General features: G+C 74.7%; 11 protein-coding genes. 2 read left to right on the top strand and 9 right to left on the bottom strand.

Annotated features, from left to right (window positions below; translation table 11 throughout):
* Positions 1 to 35: 35 nt before the first annotated feature.
* From ACFXPX_RS42040 to ACFXPX_RS42025, 4 genes are all read right to left on the bottom strand, one after another.
* Entirely contained in the window at positions 36 to 1196 is a 1161-nt protein-coding gene (locus tag ACFXPX_RS42040; protein ID WP_380409389.1) for an Mrp/NBP35 family ATP-binding protein, read from the bottom strand.
* Between the two features lie 56 nt (positions 1197 to 1252).
* Entirely contained in the window at positions 1253 to 1810 is a 558-nt protein-coding gene (locus tag ACFXPX_RS42035; RefSeq protein ID WP_375884889.1) for a DUF1003 domain-containing protein, read from the bottom strand.
* A 67-nt stretch (positions 1811 to 1877) separates the two neighbouring features.
* On the bottom strand, positions 1878 to 3164 hold the full coding sequence (locus tag ACFXPX_RS42030; RefSeq protein WP_375884798.1) for a magnesium transporter MgtE N-terminal domain-containing protein: 1287 nt from the start codon (positions 3162 to 3164) through the stop codon (positions 1878 to 1880).
* Positions 3165 to 3321: 157 nt separating this feature from the next.
* Entirely contained in the window at positions 3322 to 3861 is a 540-nt protein-coding gene (locus ACFXPX_RS42025; protein ID WP_375884800.1) for a hypothetical protein, read from the bottom strand.
* 132 nt (positions 3862 to 3993) lie between these two features.
* On the opposite strand from ACFXPX_RS42025, the gene ACFXPX_RS42020 reads away from it, so the two are divergent.
* Positions 3994 to 4923, top strand: a complete 930-nt coding sequence (locus ACFXPX_RS42020) for a DMT family transporter (protein ID WP_380525915.1) — start codon at positions 3994 to 3996, stop codon at positions 4921 to 4923.
* 62 nt (positions 4924 to 4985) lie between these two features.
* Here ACFXPX_RS42020 and corA read toward each other — a convergent pair whose 3' ends face one another.
* Positions 4986 to 6107 (bottom strand): magnesium/cobalt transporter CorA, encoded by a 1122-nt coding sequence (corA, locus tag ACFXPX_RS42015; RefSeq protein WP_375884805.1) that lies wholly within the window; start codon positions 6105 to 6107, stop codon positions 4986 to 4988.
* Between the two features lie 402 nt (positions 6108 to 6509).
* On the opposite strand from corA, the gene ACFXPX_RS42010 reads away from it, so the two are divergent.
* Positions 6510 to 7151: a suppressor of fused domain protein gene (locus ACFXPX_RS42010; protein WP_380594590.1), complete on the top strand. Its 642-nt coding sequence runs from the start codon at positions 6510 to 6512 to the stop codon at positions 7149 to 7151.
* A gap of 151 nt (positions 7152 to 7302) precedes the next feature.
* On the opposite strand, the gene ACFXPX_RS42005 is transcribed toward ACFXPX_RS42010, so the two are convergent.
* The 4 genes from ACFXPX_RS42005 to ACFXPX_RS41990 form a co-directional block, all read right to left on the bottom strand.
* Positions 7303 to 8163 carry a PHP domain-containing protein gene (locus ACFXPX_RS42005; RefSeq protein WP_380644964.1) on the bottom strand — a complete coding sequence of 287 codons (861 nt, stop codon included), beginning with the start codon at positions 8161 to 8163 and terminating at the stop codon, positions 7303 to 7305.
* Positions 8164 to 8219: 56 nt separating this feature from the next.
* Positions 8220 to 8858 (bottom strand): DUF6758 family protein, encoded by a 639-nt coding sequence (locus ACFXPX_RS42000; RefSeq protein WP_350511866.1) that lies wholly within the window; start codon positions 8856 to 8858, stop codon positions 8220 to 8222.
* Between the two features lie 352 nt (positions 8859 to 9210).
* Positions 9211 to 9369 carry a hypothetical protein gene (locus tag ACFXPX_RS41995; RefSeq protein WP_188305309.1) on the bottom strand — a complete coding sequence of 53 codons (159 nt, stop codon included), beginning with the start codon at positions 9367 to 9369 and terminating at the stop codon, positions 9211 to 9213.
* Between the two features lie 381 nt (positions 9370 to 9750).
* Positions 9751 to 10629, bottom strand: coding sequence for an alpha/beta fold hydrolase (locus ACFXPX_RS41990; protein WP_375884813.1), 879 nt, complete (start codon positions 10627 to 10629; stop codon positions 9751 to 9753).
* Positions 10630 to 10745: the final 116 nt, after the last annotated feature.

Below are 10745 nucleotides of genomic sequence, written 5' to 3'. Positions count from 1 at the left end.
CCGTCCGGCCCCGCCGCGTACGCCCGCTCGGAACGTCAGAACTTGTTCTTGGGCGTCAGCCCCAGGGACATGCCGGACAGGCCGCGCCGGCGGCCGCCGAGCTTGCCGGCCACGGCGCGCAGGGCGGCGCCGGCCGGGGAGTCGGGGGCGGCGAGCACGACCGGGCGGCCGTCGTCGCCGCCCTCGCGCAGCCGGACGTCGATCGGGATCGAGCCGAGCACCGGGACGGTGGCGCCGACGGTGCGGGTCAGCGCGTCGGCGACGGTCTGGCCGCCGCCGGTGCCGAAGACGTCGATCATCTCGTCGCAGTGCGGGCACGGCATGCCGGACATGTTCTCGATCACGCCGACGATCTTCTGGTGGGTCTGCACCGCGATGGTGCCGGCCCGCTCGGCCACCTCGGCGGCGGCCATCTGCGGGGTGGTGACGATCAGGATCTCCGCGTTGGGGACCAGCTGGGCCACCGAGATCGCGATGTCGCCGGTGCCCGGCGGCAGGTCCAGCAGCAGCACGTCCAGGTCGCCCCAGTAGACGTCGGCCAGGAACTGCTGCAGCGCGCGGTGCAGCATCGGGCCGCGCCAGACCACCGGGGCGTTGCCCGGGGTGAACATGCCGATCGAGATGACCTTCACGCCGTTCGCCTGCGGCGGCATGATCATGTCCTGGACCTGGGTGGGCCGGCCCTCGACGCCCAGCATGCGCGGCACGCTGTGGCCGTAGATGTCGGCGTCCACGACGGCGACCTTCAACCCGTCCGCGGCCATCGCGGCGGCCAGGTTGACGGTCACCGAGGACTTGCCGACGCCGCCCTTGCCGGAGGCGACGGCGTAGACCCGGGTCAGCGTGCCCGGCTTGGCGAACGGGATCTCCCGCTCGGGGGCGCCGCCGCGCAGCAGCTGGGAGAGCTCCTTGCGCTGCTCGTCGCTCATCACGTCGAGTTCGACCTCGACGCCGGTCACCCCGGGTACCCGGCCGACCGCGTCACGGACCCGGGTGACGATGGTGTCGCGCATCGGACAGCCGGAGACGGTCAGGTAGACCGCGACGCGCACCGCGCCGTCCTCGGCGATCCCGACCGATTTCACCATGCCGATCTCGGTGATCGGACGGTTGATCTCCGGGTCGTTGACGGTCGCCAGCGCCTGGCGTACGGAGTCCTCCGTGACGCCGGCCGCGACCTCTGTCTCGTTGGCCATGCCTTGATGGTACGGCTCCGGGCGAACCGCTTAACCGGCCGGTAGCGTGCCGCCGGTCACAACGCCTCGGAGGCGCCCCGCCGTTCGTCGATCTCCTTGAGCAGCGACTGGAGCTCGGACCGGATGAAGTCCCGGGTGGCGACCTCGCCGAGCCCGTGCCGCAGGGCCGCGACCTCGCGGGCCAGGTACTCGGTGTCGGCGATGTTGCGGTCGCTGCGGGCCCGGTCCTGCTCCATGTTGACGCGGTCCCGGTTGTCCTGCCGGTTCTGCGCCAGCAGGATCAGCGGCGCCGCGTAGGAGGCCTGGAGCGACAGCACCAGGGTCAGGAAGATGAACGGGTACTCGTCGAAGCGCGCGTCCGAGGGCAGCATGGTGTTCCACAGCACCCAGACGATGATCACCACCGTCATCCAGACGATGAACCGCCCGGTGCCGAGGAAGCGGGCGATCCGCTCCGACAGCACGCCGAAGGCCTCGGGGTCGTAGGACGGCAGGGTCAGCAGGCCGGGCCGCGCGGTGCGGGGCTGGTCGAGCCGGGTGCGGTTGGAGCCGGTGATCGGGGAGGTCTCCAGGCGCTCCCGGCCGCCGCCCTCGCGGGTGCGCAGTTCGCGCAGCTGGCGCAGCTCCCGCAGTTCGCCCTGCAGGCGCCGGCGGGCGGACTCGCCCCGCCGGCCGTTGCGGTCACCGTCCACCGTGCACCTCGTCTCTGTCGTCGTCCCCGGCGTGCAGCGCGGCGTCGCGCCAGTCCTCGGGCAGCAGGTGGTCGAGCACGTCGTCGACGGTCACCGCGCCGAGCAGGTGGTCGGCCTCGTCCACGACCGGCGCGGCCACCAGGTTGTACGTCGCCAGGTAGCTGGTGACCAGGGACAGCGGGGTGTCCGGCGGCAGCGCGTCCAGGTCGTCGTCCACCAGCGAGCCGACCAGGACGTACGGGGGCTCGCGCAGCAGCCGCTGGAAGTGCACCGCGCCCAGGTACTTGCCGGTCGGGGTCTCGTTCGGCGGCCGGCAGACGTACACCTGGGCGGCCAGCGCGGGCTTGTGGTCGCGGATCCGGATCCGGGCCAGCGCCTCGGCGACCGTCGCGTCCGGCTCCAGGACGATCGGCTCGGTGGTCATCAGACCGCCGGCGGTGTCCTCCTCGTAGGAGAGCAGCCGGCGGACCGGCTCGGCCTCCTCCGGCTCCATCAGGCCGAGCAGCCGCTCGGCCTCGTCGCCGGGCAGTTCGGAGAGCAGATCGGCGGCGTCGTCCGGGTCCATCGCCTCCAGGACGTCGGCCGCCCGCTCCCCCTGGAGCTTGCCGATGATCTCGACCTGGTCGTCCTCGGGCAGCTCCTCCAGGACGTCCGCGAGCCGCTCGTCCGGCAGTGCGGCGGCCACCTCGGCGCGGCGCTTGGCCGACAGGTGGTGCATCACGCTGGCGAGGTCGGCCGGGCGCAGCTGCTCGAAGGTGGCGAGCAGGTTGGCCGCGCCCTGGTCCTGCTCGGGCAGCGCGAAGCCGGTGACGTCCTGCCAGTCCAGGGTGAGCCGCTCGCCCTTGCCCTTGCGCAGCCGGGTGGCCCGGCCGACCTGGACGAAGACCTTGCTGACCTCCCACTCGCGCAGCCGGGTCTGCACCATGCCGACGTCCAGCACGGTGACGTCCTCGGCGGTCTTGGACCAGGTGACGGTGCGGTCCAGCAGCTCGGCCAGCACCAGGGTCTCGGACGGGCGCTGCTCGAACCGGCGCAGGTTGATCAGGCCGGTGGTGAGCACCTGGCCGGACTCCAGGCTGGTCACCCTGGTCATCGGCAGGAAGATCCGGCGCCGGGCGACGACCTCGACCACCAGGCCGAGCACCAGCGGGGGGCGGCCGCCGAGGCGCAGCGAGACGACCACGTCGCGGACCCGCCCGACCTGGTCGCCGTTCGGGTCGAACACCGCGACGGCGGAGAGGTGGGAGATGAAGACCCGGCTTCCTGGCCCTGCCATGAACTCCCTCGACTCCCTCGACCCTGCCCGAGCGGTCCGACCTGCCCGGCGCCGTACGGTGTGCACCGGGGCGCACGTCCGGCCAAGGCTACCCGCGCCGCGTGCACCCGGCCCGGTGAGGCACGGTAGCGGGCCCAGGCGTCCTCGGCATGAACCTTTAACGGCGCTTGAACAGCAGTTTGGGCAGTCCGGCGGGGATCGGGCGGCGGGTGGTGGCCGGGGTGGGCATCGGCTCGGCGGCGTGCGAGCCGTCCGGCATGGCGCCCGGACGCTCGGTCAGCGCCCCGGCCGGGCGCAGCCGCAGCACCCGGCACTCGCGGGCCCAGCGCTCGGTGACGGTGTCCGTGTCGGGCGCGTTCAGCCGTTTGCCCTTGAGTTCCTCGACGGCGCCCCGCCAGGCCTCGCCGTTCGGCGCCAGCTCGACCACCTCGGCGGCCCAGCCGGTCAGCCGGCCGCCCTTGTCCTTGCTGCGCACGGTGATCACGGCACGGGCGCCCGGGGTCAGGCCGTGCAGGGGCTGCTCGCCGCCCCCGCCGACGACCACCACGGCGCCGTCGTGCCAGGCGTGCCACAGCGGGCGGGCCTGCGCCTCGCCGTCCGCGCGCACCCAGAGCAGTCCGGACTTCTTCGCGGCCTCCTCCAGCAGGGCCTGGTCGAGGAAGTCGTCGGCGACGGGGGCGGCGGAGTTGCGGTCCATGGCGGACAGCGTACGGGCTCGCCGCCCGCGCCCGCCCGGCCGGACGTCTCAGCCCCCGGGCGACAGTTCCATTGACGGCCCACGGGCCTTACCGTATGAGCGCCCCGCCCCCGCGACCAGCGAAGGAGCGCCGTGCCCGCCGCCCGGCCCGCGACCACCCCCGCCCCTGCCACCGCCGCCGACCAGCGGCCCGCGCACCCGCTCCCCACCGCCGACCTGCTGCTGCTCGCCGTCTCGATCGGCGGCATCTCCCTCTCCGGCCCGCTGATCTCCGCCACCGCCGCGCCCGCGCTGGCCATCGCCTTCTGGCGCAACGTCATGTCGGTCGGCGCCCTGGGCCCGTACGCGCTGCTGCGCCACCGCGCCGAGCTGCGCGGGATCGGCCGGCGGGCGCTGCTGCTCGCGGTCGCCGCCGGGGTGCTGCTCGCGGTGCACTTCGCGCTCTGGATGCCCAGCCTGCGGATGACCTCGGTGGCCTCCGCGACCGCCCTGGTCACCACCACCCCGCTGTGGACGATCCTGCTGATGCGGCTGTTCGGCGTCCGCGCGCCGAGGATGGTCTGGCTCGGGACGGTCGTCGCCTTCGCCGGCGTGCTGGTGCTGACCGGCGTCGACCTCTCGATGTCCCCGCGCGCCCTGCTCGGCGACGCCCTCGCGCTCGCCGCGGGCCTGGCCGCGGCCGGGTACATGCTGCTGGGCGCGGAGGTCCGCAGGACGGTCAGCACCACCGCGTACACGCTGGTCTGCTACGCGACCACGGCGGTCGGCCTGCTGGTGATCTGCCTGGCCACCGGCACGCGGCTGTCCGGCTGGTCGGCCGGGGCCTGGTGGCAGATCGTGCTGCTGATGGTCACCGCGCAGCTGCTCGGGCACTCGCTGAGCAACCGGGTGGTGCGCACCCTCGGCCCGTCGATCACCTCCACCGCGATCCTGCTGGAGACCCCGGGCGCGGCCCTGATCGCCGCGCTCTGGCTCGGCCAGTGGCCCCCGGCGGCGGCGTACCCGGCGGTGGTGCTGATCCTGCTCGGCCTGGTCCTGGTCGCCCGCGGCGGGCGGCGCTGACGCCCCCGCGGGACCGGGGTCCGGGTGCGGGGTCCGGGACGGGGCCCGGGGGCTGGGGGACGCTACAGCCAGCCGTTGCGGCGGAAGCCCCGGTACATCCCGACGCAGATCACCGCGATCGCGGTGAGCACCAGCGGATAGCCGTAGGCGTGGTGCAGTTCGGGCATGTAGTCGAAGTTCATGCCGTAGACGCCGGTGATCATGGTGGGCACCGCGAAGATCGCCGCCCAGGCGGTGATCTTGCGCATGTCCTCGTTCTGCGCCACCGACACCTGCGCCAGGTTGGCCTGGAGCAGCGAGTTCAGCAGTTCGTCGAAGCCGTGCACCTGCTCGGTGACCCGGGCCAGGTGGTCGGCGACGTCCCGGAAGTACTTCTGGATGTCCGGGTCGACCAGGCCCTGCTGCGGCTCGGACAGCTGCTGCATGGGGCGCAGCAGCGGTGCCACCGCGCGCTTGAACTCCAGTACCTCGCGCTTGAGTTGGTAGACCCGGCCGACGTCCGCGGTGCGCGCGCCCTTGGCCGAGAAGACGCCGTACTCGATCTCGTCCACGTCGTTCTGCAGCCGCTCGGCGACCAGCAGGTAGTTGTCCACGACGTGGTCGGCGATCGCGTGCAGCACCGCGGCCGGGCCCTTGGCGAGCAGGCCGGCCTCGTCCGCGTCCGCCTCCAGCCGGTGCCGCAGCTCCTGCAGCGAGCCGTGGCCGCCGTGCCGGACGGTGATCACGAAGTCCCGGCCGGCGAAGACCATCAGCTCGCCGGTCTCCACCACCTCGCTGGTGGGCGTGAGTTGGTCGTGCTCGACGTAGCGGATGGTCTTGAAGACGGCGAACAGCACGTCGTCGTAGCGCTCCACCTTGGGCCGCTGGTGGGCGTGCACCGCGTCCTCCACCGCGAGCGGGTGCAGGCCGAACCGCTGGGCGATCCCCTCGAACTCGGCGCCGGTCGGCTCGTGCAGCCCGATCCAGCTGAACGACCCTGCGGTGTCCGGGAGTTGGTGCGCGGCCTTGACCCGGCGGGCGGCCTCGCGAGGGCTGCAGGTCACGCCGTTGCGCCGGCCGTGCTGGTAGACCGCGCAGTCCACGACCGCCGAGCCGGCGCCCTCGGGCACGGCGTCGTACGGCCCGACGGCGCCCCGGCGGCGGTTGGTGCGGACGGCGGCGCGCAGGCTGTTGATCATCGACATGACAGGCTCCCTGGGGCAGGAGCCGTCGCACGGTGGCGCGGAGGGGACGCGGAAGGGCCGTGGTGCGACGGCGAGGAACACCGGTGAAGGGGACGAGGGGTGCTCTCCCGGCCGGTCCGTCCGCCGCCGACCCGCGCCCGGGCCACTAGGGCTTGGTCAGCCGCTGAGGCCTGCGGGGCGGGAAGTGCGGGGAAGTCGGGGCCGGGCAGAGCTGCCGGTACTGCATGGTCGGCCGGTATCCACCGCAACCACCTCCTTCGCTCGCCGCCCCGGGACCTGCGATCCCGGTGGCCAGTCGCTCACCCTAACATCTGACCGGGCATCGGTGCCCCGGGGTTTCCCCGGCCTTCGCCCGTACGCCCCCGCGCGGACGCCGGGGCGGCCCGGGTTACGCTCACCGGCATGGCGCACGACTTCCCGTCCTTCGGCGACCCCCACGGCGGCAGCTCCCCGGACCTCACCCGGGAGGCGGTGCTGGCGGCCGTCGAGGCCCGGCTGATCTCCACCTTCGGCGAGCCGAGCGGCCGCGCCGCCGTCACCTTCCTGGGCACCGACCGGATCGAGGTGCTGCGCTTCGGCCCGGACGCCGACGGCCTGGTCCGCTACGCGACGCTCGGAATGGCGGCCGCCCCGATGGCCGACCCGACCCAGCCGGTCGCCGACCAGCTGCGCGGACCGCGCGCCGAACTGGTGCTGACGGTGCGCGGCGGGCGCGACGGCGTGCTGCGCAGCCTCGCCACCTTCGCCGCGACGCCGCAGGTCGAGGGCCTGGTGGTGGCCCCGGGCGGCTCGCTGGACCTCGGCGCCCCGCTCTGGGAGGACGCCCCGTTCACCTCGGTGCTGGCCGCCGAGCCGGGCGGGCTGGTCGAGGACCTGGAACTGGCCGAGCCCGCCGAGCCGGTGCGCTTCCTGCCGCTGCTGCCGATGACGCCCAACGAGGCGGGCTGGAAGCGGGTGCACGGCGCGGCCGCGCTCCAGGAGCGCTGGCTGGACCAGGGCACCGACCTGCGCGACCCGCGGCGGCGCGGCGTCAAGCTCGACTGACCCCCGATGACTCCCGGTCAGGACCGGGGCCCGGTCCAGGACCGGCGCCGGGCCGGATCCTGACCGGCGCCGGCCCCCGGCCCGAAGGGCGCACGGGCGGCCCGCCCGCCCCACCGCGCCCCGGTGCGCCGGAGCGCGGCCCCGCCCGCCGTCAGCGCTCGATCGGCTTCGCCCCGGTGGCCTGGCCCAGCAGGGCCTCGTACACCCCGGGGTCGGTGGTGTGCTCGCCGAGCCGGACGGTCTTGCGGCTGCCGTGGTAGTCGCTGGAGCCGGTGACCAGCAGGCCGAGGTCGCCGGCCAGGCCGCGCAGCCGCTGCCTGGTCTCCTCGTCGTGGTCGGTGTGGTCGACCTCCAGCCCGGCCAGTCCGGCGGCCGCGAGGTCGGCGATCACCCCGTCCGGGACGGTCCGGCCGCGCTTGACCGCGCCGGGGTGGGCGAACACCGGTACCCCGCCGGCCGCCCGGACCAGCCGGACCGCCCGCACCGGGTCGGTCTCGTGCTTGCGGACGTCCGCCCGGCCGCCGTTGGCCAGCCACTGCGGGGTGAAGGCGTCCGAGACGGTGGCCACCACGCCCGCCTCGACCAGCGCGCTGGCGATGTGCGGCCGCCCGACCGAACCGGCCCCGGCGATCCGCTGCACCTGCTCCCAGCTGATGTCCGCGCCGAGCTCCCGGCAGCGCTCGACGACCGCCCGGCCGCGCCGGAACCGGTCGGTGCGCACCAGCTCGCGCTCGGCCGCGAACTCCGGCTCCTCGGGGTCGAACAGGTAGGCCAGCAGGTGCATGCTGACGCCGTCCACCACACAGGACAGTTCGGCGCCGGGGACGACGGTCAGCCGGGTGCCGTCCGGCAGCGCGTGCACGGCGGCGGCGGCCCCGGCGTGCCCGGCGACGGTGTCGTGGTCGGTGAGCGCGACCACGTCGAGCCCGGCCGCGACCGCCGCCGCGACCAGCTCGGCCGGGCTGTCGGTGCCGTCGGAGGCGTTGCTGTGGGCGTGCAGGTCGATGCGCACGGGGCGGACTCCTCAGGCTGGCGGGTGCCGCCCAGGATAGGCCGTCCGGTCCGCCGTCAGCCCAGCAGCCGGGGGGAGAGCGCCCCGCAGGGCAGCAGGTCCAGTTCGGCGCCGGCCTCGCGCAGGTCGGTGAGCACCAGCTCGTCGTACATCACCAGCGCGGACTGCTCGGGCCAGGCGATCGCCCAGAGCCAGAGCCCGCGGGCCTCGCCGACGAACACCGCGCGGTCGGGCGGGGCGTCCGGGACGTGGAACATCGGGGTGGGCCGCCCGGCGGCCATCAGCTTGGCGTCGGCGGGCTTGTAGAGGCCGACCGAGTCGCCCGGGTCGGGGCCGGGCAGTCCGGCGTAGCGGGCGCCGAGCCCGACGCCCAGTTCCTCGGCGACCAGCACCAGTTCGCCGAAGCCGCCGAGCGGGGCGGGCCCGGAGCAGGCGACGGCGGTGGCCCGGGCACCCGAGACGTCGTCGCCGACGTGGGCGATACCGGTGTAGAGCCAGCCGACCGGGAGCGGCCAGGGCAGCCAGACGGGGACCTGGGAACGGGCGACGGCGACGCCCAGGGCTTCCACGCTCGGGGGTAGTACGGGCTGCATCGGGTGCACGGCTCCGTGCCGGTCGCACTGCCAGGTGTCCGAAAAAAGACCGGGGGCGCGGACCCGACCGGCGCACCTCGGACAGCTTGGCTCGCCCCTCATAGCCGACAACGCTCCTCCCTCCGGACCGCCGCGTCAAGGACGATCACCCGTACGGACGGCCCGGCGGCACCCTGTCGGTGCTGGACGCCCGGCCGGCGCGGGTGGCTTGCGGCGCGGGCGGTTCCCGTTGGGGGATGTCCCGTCGCGGGCGGCGGCAAACGTTCCGGGGCCGGGGTCGGGGGCGGGGCCGAGTCAGGGCCGGGGCCGGTCCGTTCCGGGGCCGGACGCACTGACGCCCCGTCAACGGCGATCGCGGTGACGGGGCGTCAGTCGGGTATCGGTACGTCCGGATCGGACGGTCCCGGCTCGTCGGCGGCGGGTGAGGTCTCCCGGTCGGAGGCGCCGCGCTGGGTCAGACGGTCGGGCACGGGCGGATGAGCAGGCGCTCGCCGGTGCGGGCGGCGTCCTGGACGAGCTCGCGGACGGTCTCGGCGTCGGCGATCACGCGGTCGGTCGCGGAGCCGTTGGCGTCGTCCAGTCGGAGGATCTCGAAGCGCATGGGCTTGGTCATGGGCGTCTCCTTTTCGAGCCCCGCGGGGCGGGGCGGTTGCGGCTGAGTCGGTATCAGCCCTTTCGGGGTCCTGCGGATCCGGCGCTGCGGCCGGACCACGCGGGTCGTACGTGTGGCGGTCTGCTGCGGCAAGGGCTCCCCCTGGGCTTGCCTGGTGCGTCCAGTCCCTCGTGAACCACGGTGTCGTGGCGGTGCTACCGGGCCGTTGCCCGTCCGTAACGTCCGGGTTTCGGCTGAAAGGCACCCTGTGGATGTCGCCGATGATTCCCGGACAGAATCAAAGATTACCGTAACTAACGACTTTTGTCCTGTGCCGTGCCAGGTCGAACCTCCGGAAGTGGTACAGACCACGCCGGGGAGCGGGTCGGTCGGGGGCCGGGCTCAGGCCCAGAACGCGGCCAGCGCCTCGGCCGTGGCGGCCGGCCGCTCGGCGTTGGGGGAGTGGGCCGCGCCCGCGACGACCACCCGGCGGGCGCCCAGCCGCCGCGCCATCGCGCCCTGCTCCGGTACCGGCCAGGCGTAGTCCTGCTCCCCGGACACCACCAGCACCGGCAGCGTCCCGGCCGCCACCGCGGCCAGCTCGTCCACCCGGTCCGGCGCGGCGACCAGGTGCGCGCCGGTGACGGCCAGCGACCGCGGCACGTTGGCCACCCAGCGGCGGTGCAGGAACTCCGCGACCCCCGGCGCCAGGGCGGGCCTCGGCTCCCCGCCGCTCTCGTCCATCTGCCGCATGACCTGCCAGATCTCCTCCAGGCCCATGACCGGCAGGACGTCCAGCAGCATCCTGGTCCGGGCCGCCTCGGCCGGGTCGATCGCGCCCGGCCCGGTGGCCATCAGGGTCAGCGAACGCCACGGCAGCGGGCCCTCCCCGGCGGCCGCGAGCACCGCCTCCCGGACCACCTGGCCGCCGAAGGAGTGCCCCAGCAGGTGCACCGGCCCGCCCTCCGCGGCCAGCACCCCGGTCAGCGCCCGGACGTCGGCGCCCAGCGCGGCCACGGCGTACGCCGCCCCGTCGTCCGGCCCGCCGGTCTCGTACTGACCCCGCTGGTCCACGGCCGTCACCCGGTACCCGGCGGCCGCGAGCGGCGCGAGCAGCGCGATGAAGTCCTCCTTGCTGCCGGTGAACCCCGGCACCAGCAGCGCCGAGCCGCGCACCGGGCCGTCCGGCTCCGCGCGCAGCGCCGCGAACTCCCCGCGCCCGGTCGGCACGCGCTCCGCCCGGGCGCAGCGGGGCAGGTCCAGGAACGGCGGAGTACTCATGGGCGGGTTCCCTCCCGGGGCAGGCGACGCCCCGAGCCTATGCCGTCCCGGCACCCCCTCCCACCAGGACGGGGACGCCCGGGAACGCCCGAGGGGGCGGCCGGACCGTCACGGTC

Source organism: Kitasatospora sp. NPDC059146, assembly GCF_042786665.1.
Classification (GTDB): domain Bacteria; phylum Actinomycetota; class Actinomycetes; order Streptomycetales; family Streptomycetaceae; genus Kitasatospora.
The sequence above is the reverse complement of the archived record's forward strand: the minus strand, read 5'-3'. Positions and strand labels throughout refer to the sequence as shown.

Excerpts from the sequence above, each read along its gene's own strand:
- ACFXPX_RS42040 (WP_380409389.1), bottom strand. The coding sequence starts at position 1,196 with ATGGCCAACGAGACAGAGGTCGCGGCCGGCGTCACGGAGGACTCCGTA.
- ACFXPX_RS42030 (WP_375884798.1), bottom strand. The coding sequence starts at position 3,164 with ATGGCAGGGCCAGGAAGCCGGGTCTTCATCTCCCACCTCTCCGCCGTC.
- ACFXPX_RS42025 (WP_375884800.1), bottom strand. The coding sequence starts at position 3,861 with ATGGACCGCAACTCCGCCGCCCCCGTCGCCGACGACTTCCTCGACCAG.
- corA (WP_375884805.1), bottom strand. The coding sequence starts at position 6,107 with ATGTCGATGATCAACAGCCTGCGCGCCGCCGTCCGCACCAACCGCCGC.
- ACFXPX_RS42010 (WP_380594590.1), top strand. The coding sequence starts at position 6,510 with ATGGCGCACGACTTCCCGTCCTTCGGCGACCCCCACGGCGGCAGCTCC.
- ACFXPX_RS42000 (WP_350511866.1), bottom strand. The coding sequence starts at position 8,858 with ATGAGGGGCGAGCCAAGCTGTCCGAGGTGCGCCGGTCGGGTCCGCGCC.
- ACFXPX_RS41995 (WP_188305309.1), bottom strand. The coding sequence starts at position 9,369 with ATGACCAAGCCCATGCGCTTCGAGATCCTCCGACTGGACGACGCCAAC.
- ACFXPX_RS41990 (WP_375884813.1), bottom strand. The coding sequence starts at position 10,629 with ATGAGTACTCCGCCGTTCCTGGACCTGCCCCGCTGCGCCCGGGCGGAG.